The sequence below is a fragment of the Flavobacterium frigidimaris genome (assembly GCF_002217275.1).
Taxonomy (GTDB): Bacteria; Bacteroidota; Bacteroidia; order Flavobacteriales; family Flavobacteriaceae; genus Flavobacterium; species Flavobacterium aquidurense.
The window spans coordinates 25,999-42,045 of the sequence record NZ_MUGV01000015.1 but is presented as its reverse complement, the minus strand read 5'-3'; the positions used below and the strand labels follow the sequence as shown (position 1 = coordinate 42,045).

The 16,047-nt window shown below is 34.7% G+C and carries 14 protein-coding genes; 13 read left to right on the top strand and 1 reads right to left on the bottom strand.

What is annotated here, in order from left to right:
- Positions 1–72: 72 nt before the first annotated feature.
- From B0A65_RS07765 to B0A65_RS07725, 9 genes are all read left to right on the top strand, one after another.
- The gene (locus tag B0A65_RS07765) at positions 73–2,376 is read left to right on the top strand and encodes a glycoside hydrolase family 65 protein (RefSeq protein ID WP_074660358.1); all 2,304 of its coding nucleotides are present in this window, start codon (positions 73–75) and stop codon (positions 2,374–2,376) included.
- A gap of 20 nt (positions 2,377–2,396) precedes the next feature.
- The gene (locus B0A65_RS07760; RefSeq protein ID WP_074660357.1) at positions 2,397–4,511 is read left to right on the top strand and encodes a glycoside hydrolase family 97 protein; all 2,115 of its coding nucleotides are present in this window, start codon (positions 2,397–2,399) and stop codon (positions 4,509–4,511) included.
- A gap of 105 nt (positions 4,512–4,616) precedes the next feature.
- The gene (locus B0A65_RS07755) at positions 4,617–6,491 is read left to right on the top strand and encodes a glycoside hydrolase family 13 protein (protein ID WP_074660356.1); all 1,875 of its coding nucleotides are present in this window, start codon (positions 4,617–4,619) and stop codon (positions 6,489–6,491) included.
- Between the two features lie 139 nt (positions 6,492–6,630).
- A complete protein-coding gene (locus tag B0A65_RS07750) occupies positions 6,631–8,298 on the top strand; it encodes an alpha-amylase family glycosyl hydrolase (protein WP_074660355.1) in 1,668 nt (555 codons plus the stop codon).
- A 179-nt stretch (positions 8,299–8,477) separates the two neighbouring features.
- Complete coding sequence (locus B0A65_RS07745; protein WP_074660354.1) at positions 8,478–9,155, top strand: glycerophosphodiester phosphodiesterase; 678 nt, start codon at positions 8,478–8,480, stop codon at positions 9,153–9,155.
- Positions 9,156–9,242: 87 nt separating this feature from the next.
- Positions 9,243–10,451 (top strand): BaiN/RdsA family NAD(P)/FAD-dependent oxidoreductase, encoded by a 1,209-nt coding sequence (locus B0A65_RS07740; RefSeq protein WP_074660353.1) that lies wholly within the window; start codon positions 9,243–9,245, stop codon positions 10,449–10,451.
- A gap of 5 nt (positions 10,452–10,456) precedes the next feature.
- Positions 10,457–11,104: an HAD family hydrolase gene (locus B0A65_RS07735; protein ID WP_074660352.1), complete on the top strand. Its 648-nt coding sequence runs from the start codon at positions 10,457–10,459 to the stop codon at positions 11,102–11,104.
- A 188-nt stretch (positions 11,105–11,292) separates the two neighbouring features.
- Positions 11,293–12,027 carry a hypothetical protein gene (locus tag B0A65_RS07730; protein ID WP_074660351.1) on the top strand — a complete coding sequence of 245 codons (735 nt, stop codon included), beginning with the start codon at positions 11,293–11,295 and terminating at the stop codon, positions 12,025–12,027.
- A 4-nt stretch (positions 12,028–12,031) separates the two neighbouring features.
- A complete protein-coding gene (locus tag B0A65_RS07725) occupies positions 12,032–12,754 on the top strand; it encodes a hypothetical protein (protein ID WP_074660350.1) in 723 nt (240 codons plus the stop codon).
- Between the two features lie 139 nt (positions 12,755–12,893).
- Here the strand turns inward: B0A65_RS07725 and B0A65_RS07720 are convergent, their stop codons facing one another.
- Positions 12,894–13,370, bottom strand: coding sequence for a TspO/MBR family protein (locus B0A65_RS07720; RefSeq protein ID WP_074660349.1), 477 nt, complete (start codon positions 13,368–13,370; stop codon positions 12,894–12,896).
- Positions 13,371–13,520: 150 nt separating this feature from the next.
- Between B0A65_RS07720 and B0A65_RS07715 the strand changes: the two genes are divergently transcribed.
- The 4 genes from B0A65_RS07715 to B0A65_RS07705 are packed head-to-tail and all read left to right on the top strand — an operon-like array spanning position 13,521 to position 16,027.
- Complete coding sequence (locus B0A65_RS07715) at positions 13,521–14,630, top strand: diphosphomevalonate/mevalonate 3,5-bisphosphate decarboxylase family protein (protein ID WP_074660348.1); 1,110 nt, start codon at positions 13,521–13,523, stop codon at positions 14,628–14,630.
- A gap of 45 nt (positions 14,631–14,675) precedes the next feature.
- Positions 14,676–14,930, top strand: coding sequence for a hypothetical protein (locus B0A65_RS07710; RefSeq protein ID WP_074660347.1), 255 nt, complete (start codon positions 14,676–14,678; stop codon positions 14,928–14,930).
- Positions 14,931–14,936: 6 nt separating this feature from the next.
- The gene (locus B0A65_RS23245) at positions 14,937–15,086 is read left to right on the top strand and encodes a hypothetical protein (RefSeq protein ID WP_207556412.1); all 150 of its coding nucleotides are present in this window, start codon (positions 14,937–14,939) and stop codon (positions 15,084–15,086) included.
- Between the two features lie 2 nt (positions 15,087–15,088).
- Positions 15,089–16,027 (top strand): mevalonate kinase family protein, encoded by a 939-nt coding sequence (locus tag B0A65_RS07705; protein ID WP_074660346.1) that lies wholly within the window; start codon positions 15,089–15,091, stop codon positions 16,025–16,027.
- Positions 16,028–16,047: the final 20 nt, after the last annotated feature.

Sequence of the window (16,047 nt, the reverse complement as noted above, 5' to 3'; positions counted from 1 at the left end):
GTAATTATCTAATTATCTAATTGACACATTATCTAATTAACCTAATTGCCCAATTATCTAATTAAAGAAAAAATGAATCAAGATTATATAAAACCAGACAATTGGTCCATCATAGAAGAAGGATTTGATGTAGAAAGAGTAAAATCGTCTGAGAGTCTTTTTAGTATCGGGAACGGTGCTATGGGACAACGTGCCAATTTTGAAGAAACATACTCTGGCGAAACTTTTCAGGGAAGTTATATCGCCGGAATTTACTATCCGGACAAAACGAAAGTAGGCTGGTGGAAAAACGGATATCCAAAATATTTTGCGAAAGTATTAAACGCGCCAAACTGGATTGGAATTGACGTTAAAATCAATGAAGAAAACTTAGATCTAAATACCTGTACGGAGGTTAAAAACTTTCGTAGAGAATTGAATATGAAAGAAGGATGGTACAACCGTTCTTTTGAAGCGACACTGAAAAACGGAACTGAAATTGCCGTAAACATTCGTCGTTTTCTTTCTTTGGATTTGGATGAAACCGGAATTATAAAATACGAAATCACGCCTTTAAACAAAGATGCCAAAATTGTTTACAAACCTTATATCGACGCCGGAGTTACAAATGAAGATGCCAATTGGGATGAAAAATTCTGGGAACCTCTTGAAGTAAAAAAAGGAGCAAACGAAGCTTTTGTAACAGCGCAGACTTTTAAAACGCATTTTAAAGTTACGACTTTCATGCACAATACGATTTTTGCAAACGGAGAAAACGTAAACATTTCGCCTTCAACAATCGACTCTACTACAGATAAAGTTCAGTTTACTTACGGAACAATTATCGCTAAAGGGCAAACCTCATCCATTCAGAAAATTGGTGGATATACTGTCTCTTTAAATCACGAAAACACTTTGGCTGCAGCCGAAAAAACAATTAAAGCTGCCGTTAATTTAGGATATGATGCTTTACTTCAAAATCAAATTGACGCCTGGAGTAAAATCTGGGAAATGTCAGATATTACTATTGATGGCGACGTAAAAGCACAACAAGGAATTCGTTTCAATATCTTCCAATTAAATCAAACGTATTTAGGAAAAGATTCTCGTTTGAATATTGGACCAAAAGGTTTTACGGGAGAAAAATACGGCGGATCGACGTATTGGGACACTGAGGCATATTGTATTCCGTTTTACATGGCGACAAAAGATCAGCAGGTTGCGAGAAACTTATTGACGTACCGTTTCAACCAATTGGATAAGGCGATTGAAAACGCAAAAGACAATTTAGGTTTCAAAAATGGCGCAGCGCTGTATCCAATGGTTACCATGAATGGAGAAGAGTGCCATAACGAATGGGAAATCACGCACGAAGAAATTCACAGAAATGGAGCGATTGCTTTTGCGATTTACAACTATTACCGTTTTACCGGAGACTACTCTTATATTCCAGAAAAAGGTTTAGAAGTATTAATCGGAATTGCGCGTTTTTGGCACCAGAGAGCTTCTTTTTCTAAAGAAAAAAATCAATATGTGATTTTGGGCGTTACAGGTCCAAATGAATATGAGAATAACATTAATAATAATTTCTATACCAATTATATTGCAAAATGGTGTATCGATTATGCAGCGGAACAAATTAATAAAGTGGCGTTGGAATATCCTGCTGACCATAAACGTGTTCTTGAAAAAGTGAAGTTATCTGCTAATGAAATTCAGGAATGGAAAAAAGTGGCCGATGATATGTACTTCCCTATTTCAAAAGAATTGGGGATTTATTTACAGCAAGACGGCTTCTTAGACAAAGATTTAGTTCCGGTAAAAGATTTAGATCGTTCACAAAGACCAATCAATCAAAAATGGTCTTGGGATCGCGTTTTACGTTCTCCTTATATTAAACAAGCCGATGTTTTACAGTGTTTCTATTTCTTTGAAGATCATTTTTCTAAAGAAGAATTAGAACGCAATTTTGATTTTTATGAATCATTTACAGTTCATGAAAGTTCGCTTTCGCCTTGCGTACACTCAATTCAGGCTGCACATTTAGATAAAATGGATATGGCGTATACTTTCTACTTAAGAACTTCTCGTCTGGATTTAGATGATTATAATAAAGAAGTAGAAGAAGGTTGCCACATTACATCAATGGCCGGAACATGGATGAGTATTGTAGAAGGTTTTGGAGGAATGCGTGTTAAAAATGACCAGCTTCATTTTTCTCCGAAAATTCCAAAAGAATGGAAAGGCTATTCGTTTAAAATTAATTTCAGAAATCAAATTTTGAAAGTAGCTGTAAATCATAACGAAACAACTTTTACCGTAGACGGAGACCAGGATTTAACTATTGTAGTTAACGGAAAACCCGAAATTGCAGGTAAATTTGCACAAATAAATTAATACTCTTAAAATCAAAAAACATGAAAAACTTATTTTTCGCAAGTTTAATCTTGTTTGCATTTAGCTCGATTGCAAATGCACAACAATTAAAATCACCCGAAGGAAAGTTCGTAATGGAATTTTCGCTTCAAAACGACGGAACCCCAACTTACAGCTTAAAATACAAAAACAAAGAGGTAGTAAAAACAAGTAAATTAGGTCTTGAACTTAAAGACGACAAAAAATCTTTATTAAATGACTTTACTGTTATAGATACAAAAACAACCACTTTTGACGAAACCTGGAAACCGGTTTGGGGAGAAGTAGACAATATTAGAAATCATTATAATGAATTGGCTGTTACTTTAAATCAAAAAGGAACAGACAGACAAATCATAATTCGTTTCCGTTTGTTTGATGACGGACTTGGATTTAGATATGAATTCCCAACACAAAAGAACCTTACGTATTTCGTAATCAAAGAAGAGAGAACGCAATTTGCAATGGCGGGCGACCACACGGCATTTTGGATTCCGGGAGATTATGATACGCAGGAATACGATTATACAAAATCGAAATTATCTGAAATCAGAGGTTTATCTCAAAAAGCATATACAGCAAACGTTTCTCAAAAGAACTTTTCTCCAACAGGAGTTCAGACTTCTTTGATGTTAAAAACAAATGATGGTTTGTACATCAACTTACACGAAGCGGCTTTGATTAATTATTCTTGTATGCATTTGAATTTAGATGACAAAAACATGATTTTTGAATCCTGGTTAACGCCAGATGCAAAAGGAGATAAAGGTTATATTCAGGCACCAAGCCACTCGCCTTGGAGAACGGTTATGGTTAGTGATGATGCCAGAGAAATCTTAGCTTCAAAAATGACTTTAAACTTAAATGATCCATCAAAAATTGATGATACTTCCTGGATTAAACCGGTAAAATACGTTGGTGTTTGGTGGGAAATGATTACAGGAAAAAGCTCTTGGTCCTACACAAACGATTTTCCAACGGTACAATTGGGCGTTTCTGATTTCTCAAAAGCAAAACCAAGCGGAACGCACGGCGCAAACAATGCTAACGTAAAAAAATACATTGATTTTGCTGCTGCAAATGGTTTCGACGCTGTTTTAGTGGAAGGATGGAATGAAGGCTGGGAAGACTGGTTTGGCCATTCAAAAGATTATGTTTTTGATTTCGTAACGCCTTACCCTGATTTTGATGTAAAAGGTTTGCACGAATATGCAAAATCTAAAGGTGTAAAAATCATCATGCACCACGAGACTTCTGGTTCAGTTCGTAACTACGAGCGCCATATGGACAAAGCGTACCAATTCATGAAAGACAACGGATATGATGCTGTAAAAAGCGGTTACGTTGGAGACATTTTGCCTCGCGGTGAAAACCATTACGATCAATGGATTGTAAACCATTATCAATATGCAATCGAAAAAGCAGCTGATTATAAAATTATGGTGAATGCTCACGAAGCAGTTCGCCCAACCGGAATTGCGAGAACGTACCCGAATTTAATTGGAAACGAAGCAGCAAGAGGAACAGAATATCAGGCTTTTGGAGGTTCTAAACCAAATCACGTTACTGTATTACCTTTCACAAGATTAATTGGAGGCCCAATGGATTACACTCCAGGAATCTTCGAAATGGACATCAGCAAAATGAATCCTGATAACAAATCGCATGTAAACAGTACAATCTGTAATCAATTGGCTTTATACGTTACAATGTACAGCCCGTTACAAATGGCGGCTGATACTCCGGATAACTATAACCGTTTTCCAGATGCTTTCCAGTTCATTAAAGATGTGGCTGTAGATTGGTCTGAAAGCAAATATATCGAAGCTGAACCTGGCGATTTTATTACGGTTGCCCGTAAAGCAAAAGGGACAAATAACTGGTTTGTTGGAAACGTAAACGGAGACAATTCCCGTACTTCAAACATCGATTTCAGTTTCCTTGAAAAAGGTAAAAAATATACCGCAACAATTTATGCTGATGCAAAAGATGCGCATTACAAAACGAATCCGCAAGCTTATACGATCAGGAAAATTGCTGTAACTAATAAATCAAAATTATCTCAGTTATCTGCTCCGGGAGGAGGTTATGCGATCAGCATAATTGAAACGAAATAATTTTAATTAACACCATAAGAATGTAAGTCCATTTAAATAGAAATCTCCCCAATTTTTGTCTTAAATGTTCTTACATTTCTTATTTGGTTTAAATTCTACTTTACTATGAAGAATCAAAAAACATCATTTCGAATTAACCACATATTCTGTAAAACACTCTTTTTAATTCTACTATTTTCTGCTTCCGCGAAAGCGCAAATTCAAAAAGTAGAACCGCCATTTTGGTACGCAGGAATGAAAAATCCGGAGTTGCAGATTATGTTCTACGGTAAAAATATTGCACAATATGAAGCTTCGGTTTCTAATAATGTGGCAATTAAAAACGTAGAAAAAACAGAAAATCCAAACTATCTTTTTGTTACAATTGACACACAAAACATAAAAGCTTCTGAATTTGTTTTCTCTTTCAAAGCCAATAACAAAGTCGCTTTTACTCAAAAATATTCCCTTAAAGAAAGAAGAGCGAATTCGGCGGACAGAAAAAGTTACGATTCTTCAGACTTGATTTACCTAATAATGCCCGATCGTTTTGCTAACGGAAACCCGAAAAACGACACCACTGCTTCTTTAACAGAAAAAGCAAATCGCGCAGAACCGGCAGGACGTCACGGTGGAGATATCGAAGGAATTATCAAAAACTTAGATTATATTTCGGCTCTGGGTGCAACAACAATCTGGAACACGCCTTTATGCGAAGACAACGACAAACAACATTCATATCACGGATATGCACAGTCTGACGTTTACAAAATAGATCCGCGTTACGGAACGAATGAAGATTACGTTCGTTTATCATCAGAAATGCATAAAAAAAACATGAAACTGGTTATGGATTATGTTACCAATCACTGGGGAATTACCCACTGGATGATGAAGGACATGCCAACAAAAACCTGGTTCAATCAATTTGAAACTTTCACGCAAACGCACCACAGACGCGAAGTTATTACAGATATCCATGCTTCAAAAATCGATCAAGAAGTTTGTGTGGATGGATGGTTTGTACCTTCTATGCCAGATTTGAATCTAAGAAATCCTTTAGTGGCAAAATACTTAACTCAAAATGCCATTTGGTGGATTGAATACGCAAATCTTGATGGATTTAGAGTGGATACTTATAATTACTCTGACCAAAAGGCAATGGCCAATTGGGCAAAATCAATTACGAATGAATATCCTAATTTTAATATCGTTGGTGAAATCTGGATGCACAATCAGGCTAATTTGGCTTATTGGCAAAAAGACAGCAAAATTGGTGCGATCGAAAACTACAATTCGAATTTACCAAGTGTAATGGATTTTACACTTCAAAGTCAGGTTACTTCTGCTTTCAGCGAAGATGAACCAAGCTGGGACAACGGCTTGATTAAATTCTACAACAATTTTGCCATGGATTATTTATATCCAAACACAAATAACATTTTGGTTTTTGCCGAAAATCATGACACTGATCGTATGAATGATAAGTTTAAATACGATTTTTCAAAATACAAACTGGCAATGACTTTATTGGCTACAGTTCGTGGAATTCCGCAAGTTTATTACGGTTCAGAAATTGGAATGGGCGGCGACAAAAGCAAAGGCGATGCCGATATTCGTCAGGATTTTCCCGGCGGATGGTATGGTGATAAAAACAATGCCCTGACCGCAGCAGGAAGAACAACTGAGCAAGCACAATACTTCGATTTTACTTCAAAATTATTCAACTGGAGAAAATCAAATGAAGCTGTTCATACCGGTAAAATGACACATTATATTCCGGAGAATAACACTTATGTGTATTTCAGATATAATGATACAAAAACGGTAATGGTGGTTTTCAATAACAATGCAAAAGTACAAACTGTGAAGACCAATCGTTTTAAAGAAAACATCAAAAACTTTAAATCAGGAAAAGATGTACTAACCGGAAAAACATTTGATTTAGCTACTGAAATTACATTAGAACCGAAATCAGCTTTGGTTTTAGAATTGGAATAAAACCGGAGTACGTTTAATTTTTTCCGCCACGAATTCACGAATTATTATTTAGCATCTTATTGAAGAAAATAAATTCGTGAATTCGTGGCTATTTTTTTTGCATTAATCAAATTATAAATCTTCGTTAAATTCAGAATAAATGAAAAAATACACTTTCCTTTTTTTACCTTTAGTATTCTTAATCACGAGTTGTTCTGGCTCAAAATCAGTTTCAATGAATAACGAAAATACTTCAAAAACACCTTTCGTCTGGGAAGGAGCAAATGTTTACTTTTTACTTACCGATCGTTTTTATAATGGAAATACCGACAACGACATAAATTTCAACCGAACCAAAACCCCTGCAAAATTGCGCGGATTTGAAGGCGGAGATATCATCGGAATTACAAAAAAAATCGAATCAGGATATTTTGAGAAACTAGGAATAAATGCCATTTGGCTTACGCCGATTGTAGAGCAAATTCACGACGGCGTTGACGAAGGAACAGGTTTGACTTTTGGATTTCACGGGTATTGGGCAAAAGACTGGACGGCTTTGGATCCGAATTTTGGAACTAAAGAAGATTTGGCAAAACTAGTTCAAAAAGCACACGAAAAAGGGATTAGAATTATTCTGGATGGCGTAATCAATCATACCGGACCTGTAACTGCCGAAGATCCCGTTTGGCCTTCGGATTGGGTTAGAACCGGAGTAGTTTGTGATTACAAATCATTCGAAAATACAACCATGTGTACTTTGGTCGATAATCTTCCAGATATAAGGACCGAAAGTACGCAGGAAGTCCAACTCCCTCCTTTTTTGATTGAAAAATGGAAAAAAGAAGGCCGTTATGAAAAAGAAATAGCTTCGTTGGATGAATTCTTTAAAAGAACCAATTATCCAAGAACACCAAAATATTACATCATAAAATGGCTGACGGATTATATCGCAGAATTCGGAATTGACGGTTACAGAGCCGATACCGTAAAACATACCAACGAAGATGTTTGGGCCGATTTTAAAAAAGAATGTGATTACGCTTTCGAAAACTGGAAGAAACATCATCCTTTACAGGTTTTAGATCAAAACCCATTTTATACCATTGCCGAAGTTTACGGTTACGGAATTAGCGGTGGACAGGATTATGATTTTGGAGACAGAAAAGTAAATTATTTCCAGAATGGTTTCAACAGCATGATCAATTTTGAATTCAAATGGAACGCCGCTCAAAACAATTACGAAGGTTTATTTTCTAAATATTCAAATGCTTTAAACAATGACTTAAAAGGATATTCCGTCCTTAATTATATGTCATCGCATGACGACGGTCAGCCTTTTGATGCGAACAGAACTAAAACTTTAGAAGCCGGAACAAAACTATTATTATCTCCGGGAATGTCGCAGGTTTATTACGGAGATGAATCAGGAAGATCTTTAGTTGTGGAAGGAACAAACGGCGATGCAACGCTTCGTTCCAACATGAATTGGGATGATATCCTGAACAATCAGGAAACCAAAAAAACACTTTTACATTGGCAGAAACTAGGGCAATTCAGAAAAAATCATCCTGCCATTGGTGCTGGAATTCATCAGCAAATTAGTTCTGAATTTTATGTTTTCTCCCGAACGTTCTCCAAAGGAACTTTCGAAGATAAAGTCATTATTGGCTTAGATTTACCAAAAGGAAAAAAAGAAATTCCAGTAAATGCTATTTTTGAAAACGGAACAAAAGTAAGAGACACTTATTCAGCTCAAAATATCGAAGTTATCGATGGAAAAGTTACTATTGATAGTGATTTCGATGTCGTTTTATTGGAACGTACTTAACCGCAAAGAGCGCAAAGTTTTACGCAAAGGTCGCATAGTTTTTTCGCCACGAATTCACGAATTTAAATCTTCAATGATTGTCAAAAAATAATTCGTGAATTCGTGGCTATTTAATTTTTACAAATTCCTTGCGACCTTTGCGTAAAACTTTGCGACATTTGCGGTTAAACTCTCTAGACATGCTAAAAATAGCACATCGCGGTGCCAAAGGCTACGAACCCGAGAATACTTTACAAGCCTTCCAAAAAGCATTGGACCTAAATGCCGACGGAATCGAACTTGACGTTCATTTAAGCGTTGACGGGCATATAATTGTAATTCACGATGATACCATCGACAAAATGACCAGCGGGAAAGGTTTTGTAAATACCTTATCTTTGCCGGAGTTAAAATCATTTCTGATTGCCGAAAAGCATGAAATTCCAACTTTAAATGAAGTTTTTAATCTGGTAGATAAAAAGTGCCTGATCAATATCGAATTGAAAAATTCCGATACTTTCTCTAAAGTTGTAGCTTTAATTGAAGAATATATTTCAGAGAAAAATTGGAAATACGAGCATTTTATCGTTTCGAGTTTTGATTGGAGTGCCCTGCAACATGTTCATGATTTAAATCAAAACATCCCAATTGGTGTATTAACAGAAACCGATTTGAATCTAGCTTTGGCTTTCGCCGAAACAATAAAAGCAAAGGCCATTCATCCTTATTATCATTTATTGAATGAGGAAAATACTAAGGAAATTCAGGAAAAAGGATTTCTGGTTTTGCCCTGGACAGTAAATATCGAGGAAGACATTCAAAAAATAAAAAGTTTTAAAGTTGACGGAATAATTACTGATTTTCCAGATAAAATATAAAGTTTAAAATAGCCACGAATTCACGAATTATTTTTTCTCAAACATTGTCAAAAAATAATTCGTGAATTCGTGGCTAACCCAAAAAATATGATTCAAAATTTCGATATCCTAATTGTTGGCGGAGGCGCTGCAGGTTTTTTTACAGCAATAAATATTGCAGAGAAAAATCCGAAACTGAAAATTGCCATTTTAGAAAGAGGGAAAGAAGTACTTTCTAAAGTCCGCGTTTCTGGTGGCGGAAGATGCAACGTAACCCACGCTTGTTTTGAACCGAATGAATTGGTCAAATTTTATCCGCGTGGCGAAAAAGAACTTCGCGGCCCTTTTCATCAATTTTGTTCGGGCGATACAATAGAATGGTTCGAAAAACATGGCGTTGAATTAAAAATTGAAGACGATGGCAGAATGTTTCCGGTTTCGAATTCTTCGCAAACGATAATCGATTGTTTCTTAAAAGCAACCGGAAAATTAGGCATCAAAGTGTTGACAGGTCAAAGCGTACAATCGATTTACAAGGCAGAAAATCATTGGAAAATCGATACCCAAAACGATAAATTTACAGCCGAAAAATTAGTTTTAGCAACCGGAAGCAATCCTAAAATATGGGAAATGCTTCAGGAGAAAGGACATGCGATTATTAGCCCTGTTCCTTCCCTATTTACTTTCAACATCAAAGATTCTCGAATTAAAGAATTACCTGGCGTTGCGGCACAAGTTACCGTTAATGTAAAAGATACCAAACTAGAATCAACCGGACCTTTGTTAATCACACATTGGGGAATGAGCGGCCCAGCGATTTTGAAACTTTCGGCATGGGGTGCGCGCATTTTATTCGACAAAAATTATCAGTTTACGATTTTTGTAAATTGGTTAAATGATATAGATACAGAAGATGCAGAGAAAATTCTGAAAGACTTAAAACAGGAACACGCCAAAAAAGCCGTTTCAAAAAAATCGCCTTTCGACTTCCCAAATCGTTTGTGGGAAAGTTTGGTTTTGGCTTCTGAAATTGACGCGGAAACAAAATGGGCTGATTTATCTAAAATTCAATTGCAGAACTTAGCTTCCCAACTCACAAAAGCAAAATTTCAGGTCAACGGAAAAAGTACTTTTAAAGAAGAATTCGTTACAGCCGGTGGTATTGATTTAAAAGAAATCAACTTTAAAACCATGGAAAGCAAATTGCATCAAAACCTTTATTTTGCTGGTGAAATTGTAAATATCGATGCTATCACAGGAGGTTTTAATTTTCAAAATGCCTGGACAAGCGGGTTTATTTTGGCTAACAATATATAATTAGAATGAAATATAAAGGAATTATTTTTGATTTAGACGGAACATTAGTCAACTCACTAGAAGACATTTCAGACGCAATGAATAATGTTCTTACAACTCTAAATTATCCGACACATACTTATGATGCTTATCAATATTTTATAGGAAGCGGATTGCGAAATTTAGTAAGCAAAGCTTTGCCGGCATCAAACAATTCAGAAAATGAAATCGAAGTTTGTTTCGAAAATATGATTGCGGAATATCGTGAAATTTGCACGCTGAAAACAAAACCTTACGCAGGAATTGTTGAATTGCTGGATAATTTAGTTTCAAGAGATATCAAATTAGCCGTTTTTTCCAACAAAGCAGACGAGCTTACCAAAAAAATAGCTTCAGAAATATTCCCGGATTATTTTAATACCGCCGTTGGTTTAAGTACTGAAGCGCTTAAAAAACCAAATCCGTTTGAAGCAATTGAAATAAGCAAAAACTGGAACCTAAAAACAGAAGAAATTATTTTCATCGGCGACTCCGATATTGATATGCTAACAGCGACAAATGCCAATATGTTTCCCCTTGGCGTTTCATGGGGTTATAGAACAGAAGAAGAATTGATCGCCAGCGGTGCCAAATTGGTAATCAATACGCCTTCAGATTTAATTGAAATATTGTAGAAAGTTTTCAGTCTCAGTCACAGTTTCAGTTGTTTTGACTGAGACTGAAAACTGTGACTGTGAACTGTGACTGTAAACTGCGACTGAGACTGAAAACTCGACAAAACCGAATTAACAAGAATTTACAGATTCTGTAAGTTTTCGTTAAGACTATACTAATAATTTTACTATCAACTAAATACCATTAGATGAAAGTAAAATTACTTACCACAATTTCTTTTTTCACTTACCAGCTTTCTATTTCTCAAACGGAAAAATTACTTCACGGAAAAGTTGTTTCTCAAAGCAATGTCCTAAAAGGTGTCGAAGTCATTAATAAAACAGCCAAAACAAGTACGACTACAAATGCTTTGGGAGAATTTTCTATTTTGGTAAATATTAAAGACAGCCTGATTTTCTTTTCTAAAGATTATTTCTTTTCGAGATTGAAAATAACTCATCAAAATATTGAGACCAATAATCTGGTAATCAATATGATCCTAAAACCAGAAGAGCTAAAGGAAGTGGTCATAACCAAAATGGAACTTCCTAAAATTGATTTTGATGCAGAAGCAATTGCGAGAGTAAACACTGACAATGAGGCCAAAGATTTAAGACGCTTTATTCCGGTTTATGATGGCACAATACCAAACGGAATGAATTTTGGTGCAATTAGCAGCAAAATTATAAGTTTATTTAAAACCGATAAAGAAGAACCCAAAAAGAAAACTCAGGAAATCGATTTTAAAAAACTTATTATAACTACAGTTCCTGAAACTTTCTTTACGAAAGACCTAAAATTAACTTCCGAAGAAAAGGAACTTTTTCTTCAATTCTGTGATGCCGATACAAAATCTAAAACGCTTTTAGAGCATTCTAATATTCTGGCAACAATGGATTTTTTGACTGCTAAAAATGATGAGTTTAAGAAATTAAAAAAATAATTAGATGAAAGTAAAACTACTCACCACAATTTCTTTTTTCACTTATCAGCTTAGTATTTCGCAGACAGAGAAAGTCCTTCAAGGAAAAGTCATTTCTCAAGAACTGTTACTTAAAAATGTTGAAGTCATAAACAAAACTGCACAAACTAGTACGAGAACAAATGAATTGGGAGAGTTTTCTATTTTAGCAAAAGAGCAGGACAGTTTATTGTTTTTTTCAAAGGATTATTTATTTACAAGATTGAAGCTAACTTTAAAAGATTTAGAAAAAAACTATTTCATTGTTGAAATGACTCCAAAAGCCGAAGAACTGGAAAATGTTGTAGTTTCTCGAGCAGTTTTTACTAAAACTGAACTTAAAAAAATCGCCAACGATAGAGAAGAAATAAATAAAATCAAAATTCGCAAGCAATTTGATGATGTTACTACAAACGTTACTGTTTATGATGGTAAAATTAAAAATGCTATAAATTTCACTTACCCCATTTTTGATAAACCGAAGAAGAAAATTGAGCCGCATGAAAACCGTTTTAAGAAACTTGTCATCGCTTCTTGTCCACCTGATTTCTTCGTTAAAAATTTAAAATTAAAACCAGAAGAAAAAGAACTTTTCCTAAATTTTTGTGATGTTGATCCAAAATCGAAAATCCTTTTAGAACATCCGAATGTTTTGGCAACGATGGATTTTTTGTATGCTAAAAATGAAGAATTTAAGAAGTTGAAATAGATTTTTTTAGTTTTTTCCATTTTAAGAAAAATATAATTCAAACAAATCAATAAGGCAATAGAAAACTTAAAATCTATTCATAGCATAAAACGTATTGATTAAACTTGAAACCTGAAACAAAAAAACTTGAAACAAAATCTTACCTGTTCAGCCACCAAATACTAGCATTCAAAACCGCCGCAAAAGCAACCCAAGCCATATATGGAATCAGTAAATAACCCGCAGTTTTATTGATTTTGATAAATTTTAAATACGTTTCATAAATCATCAGCCATAAAAGCGCAATTTCGATTAAAGCCAAAAGCGGATTTTTTAATCCGAAGAATAAATAAGACCAAATCGCATTCAGCGTTAACTGAATAATAAAGAAAAGAAGTGCTTTTTTTACGACGTCATTTTGTTCTTTGATTTTATCCCATACTAATCCGGCAGCGACCGCCATCAAAATATAAAGTAATGTCCACATTGGCATGAAAATCCAATTTGGCGGATTAAAAATTGGTTTTACAAGCGTTGGATACCAGCTTTCTACACTTGGCCTTGTTACTGTACTTGCAGAGTATCCTACCGCTAAACAAACCAATAAAGCTATCGCAATTTTTACGAATTTATTCATTTTATTAAATTTTGAATCAAAAATAGTCAAAAGAAAAATTGTACGCTAAATAAGTATTACAAGTTCATTTAATAAAGCATCTTTATATTTTCTTATATTACTTATATGGTGAAAAAATTTAAAAACTATCTTTGCCAAAATTTATATTTCATGTTTACAACAGCTGATTTTATTCCTAAAAAATATACTTCTACAATCGAAAACGGAAATTTTGAGTGGAGCGCTCCCAGCAATATTGCATTAGTAAAATATTGGGGGAAAAAAGACAATCAAATTCCGGCAAATCCTTCAGTTAGTTTTACGTTGAATAACTGTAAAACCATTACCCAATTAGGTTTTGAAAAAAGAGTAAACCAAAATTCTTTTTCATTTGATTTATTATTTGAAGGAAAACCAAAAGAAGATTTCAAACCGAAAATTCAGAAGTTTTTAGAGCGAATTGAAGTGTATCTTCCGTTTTTGAAAGAGTATCATTTTACGATTGATACTCAAAATACCTTTCCGCACAGTTCAGGAATCGCTTCTTCAGCATCTGGAATGGCGGCTTTGGCCATGAATTTTATGAGTTTGGAGAAAGAGCTATATCCTGAAATGACAGAAGATTATTTCTATCAAAAAGCGTCTTTTTTAGCTCGTTTAGGTTCGGGAAGTGCTTGCCGCAGTGTAAAAGGAAAGGTTGTAGTTTGGGGACAGGAGCGGGAGCGAATTGGCGAAGCAAATCAGCACAAAACTATAGGAAGCTCTGATTTATTTGGAGTTGAATTTCCGTATGCAATTCATGAAAATTTCAAGAATTACCAGGATACTATTTTATTGGTTGACAAAGGTGAAAAGCAGGTTTCAAGTACTGTTGGACATGATTTGATGCACAATCATCCGTATGCTGAAAGACGTTTTGCTCAGGCACATGAAAATCTGGATCAGTTGATTGCCATTTTTGAAAATGGAAATCTGGAAGAATTCATTAAAGTTGTTGAGAGTGAAGCGTTGACTTTACATGCGATGATGATGACCTCTATGCCCTATTTTATTTTGATGAAACCAAATACTTTGCAGATCATAAATGCAATTTGGAAATTCAGAAATGAAACCCAGATTCCGGTTTGTTTTACGCTGGATGCGGGTGCAAATGTACATGTACTTTATCCCGAAAACGTTAGCGCTAAAGTATTACAATTTATTAAGGACGAATTAGTTGTATTTTGTCAGAATGGTCAGTACATTTGCGATCAAATTGGAGAAGGAGCAATTGCATTGTAATTTTCCGTATCTTTATATTGATAATACATATTTCAAAGTCAGAACATGAATACTGCAACTATAAAACTTTACGATTTATTTAGAAAAGAACTTAATCTTGATGAAGCAAAAGCTAAGGAATTTGTGGAAGCAATTGACAGAACAATTAGTGAAGAAATCAGACAAGATAAAAACGAAATAGCCTCTAAAGATTTTGTAAAAAAAGAAATTACAGATGCAAAGAATGACATGATAAAGTGGTTTGTTGGTCTATTTTTTGCTCTAGCCATGATGATCATTGGATTATACATTAAAGGCTAATTAAAAATGAATATTGAATTAGAAAAAATCGAAGTAGCAAAACTGATTATGGAATGTAACAATCCTATAATCATAAGAAAAGTTCGAGAGATTCTTGAGAAGGGATTAAATAAAAAATCTTCTACACCAAATAAAATTAAGAAAGACATAAAATAAACATGAAAGGACCATTATTTTACTCAAAAATATTACTCTTTGGAGAATACGGAATTATTCGTGACTCTAAAGGACTTTCTATTCCTTATAATTTTTACAATGGTGCTTTGAAGAGAATCGAAGATCCTTCGACAGAAGCAATAGCATCAAACGCAAGTTTAAAACGTTTTGCAACTTACCTTGAAACTTTACAGACAGAACAACCGGAGTTGGTTACTTTTGATTTGGCAACTTTAAAAAATGATGTTGAAACAGGAATGTATTTCGATTCTAGTATTCCACAAGGTTACGGAGTTGGAAGCAGCGGTGCACTTGTTGCTGCGATTTACGATAAATATGCGACTCACAAAATAACAGTTTTAGAGAATTTAACTCGTGAAAAACTGTTACAACTAAAAAATATATTTTCTCAAATGGAGAGCTTTTTTCATGGAAAAAGTTCTGGTTTGGATCCTTTAAACAGTTATTTAAGCATTCCAATTTTAATCAATTCCAAAGATAATATTGAAGCAACCGGAATTCCGACTCAAAGTTTTGACGGAAAAGGCGCTGTCTTTTTATTAGACTCAGGAATTGTAGGCGAAACGGCTCCAATGGTAAACATTTTCATGGAAAACCTAAAAGACAAAGGTTTCCGTGCCATGCTTAAAAACCAATTTGTGAAATATACTGACGCTTGTGTAGAAAACTTTTTACACGGCGACATGAAATCTTTGTTTACGAATACCAAGAAACTTTCAAAAGTTGTTTTGAATAACTTCAAACCAATGATTCCAGAGCAATTTCACGGAATCTGGCAACACGGAATTGACACAAACGATTATTATTTAAAACTTTGTGGTTCTGGCGGTGGTGGTTATATTCTTGGTTTTACTGAAGATTTAGAGCGTGCAAAAGCTTCTTTAAAAGACTATAAACTGGAAGTAGTTTATCAGTTTTAAGTTTAAATATTCAAAAAGCG

What these genes read in the sequence shown, in the direction of transcription:
- B0A65_RS07720 (WP_074660349.1), bottom strand. Translation starts at nt 13,370, where the DNA reads ATGAATAAATTCGTAAAAATTGCGATAGCTTTATTGGTTTGTTTAGCG.
- B0A65_RS07740 (WP_074660353.1), top strand. Translation starts at nt 9,243, where the DNA reads ATGATTCAAAATTTCGATATCCTAATTGTTGGCGGAGGCGCTGCAGGT.
- B0A65_RS07735 (WP_074660352.1), top strand. Translation starts at nt 10,457, where the DNA reads ATGAAATATAAAGGAATTATTTTTGATTTAGACGGAACATTAGTCAAC.
- B0A65_RS07730 (WP_074660351.1), top strand. Translation starts at nt 11,293, where the DNA reads ATGAAAGTAAAATTACTTACCACAATTTCTTTTTTCACTTACCAGCTT.
- B0A65_RS07705 (WP_074660346.1), top strand. Translation starts at nt 15,089, where the DNA reads ATGAAAGGACCATTATTTTACTCAAAAATATTACTCTTTGGAGAATAC.
- B0A65_RS07765 (WP_074660358.1), top strand. Translation starts at nt 73, where the DNA reads ATGAATCAAGATTATATAAAACCAGACAATTGGTCCATCATAGAAGAA.
- B0A65_RS07725 (WP_074660350.1), top strand. Translation starts at nt 12,032, where the DNA reads ATGAAAGTAAAACTACTCACCACAATTTCTTTTTTCACTTATCAGCTT.
- B0A65_RS07745 (WP_074660354.1), top strand. Translation starts at nt 8,478, where the DNA reads ATGCTAAAAATAGCACATCGCGGTGCCAAAGGCTACGAACCCGAGAAT.
- B0A65_RS07715 (WP_074660348.1), top strand. Translation starts at nt 13,521, where the DNA reads ATGTTTACAACAGCTGATTTTATTCCTAAAAAATATACTTCTACAATC.
- B0A65_RS07750 (WP_074660355.1), top strand. Translation starts at nt 6,631, where the DNA reads ATGAAAAAATACACTTTCCTTTTTTTACCTTTAGTATTCTTAATCACG.
- B0A65_RS07710 (WP_074660347.1), top strand. Translation starts at nt 14,676, where the DNA reads ATGAATACTGCAACTATAAAACTTTACGATTTATTTAGAAAAGAACTT.
- B0A65_RS07760 (WP_074660357.1), top strand. Translation starts at nt 2,397, where the DNA reads ATGAAAAACTTATTTTTCGCAAGTTTAATCTTGTTTGCATTTAGCTCG.
- B0A65_RS07755 (WP_074660356.1), top strand. Translation starts at nt 4,617, where the DNA reads ATGAAGAATCAAAAAACATCATTTCGAATTAACCACATATTCTGTAAA.
- B0A65_RS23245 (WP_207556412.1), top strand. Translation starts at nt 14,937, where the DNA reads ATGAATATTGAATTAGAAAAAATCGAAGTAGCAAAACTGATTATGGAA.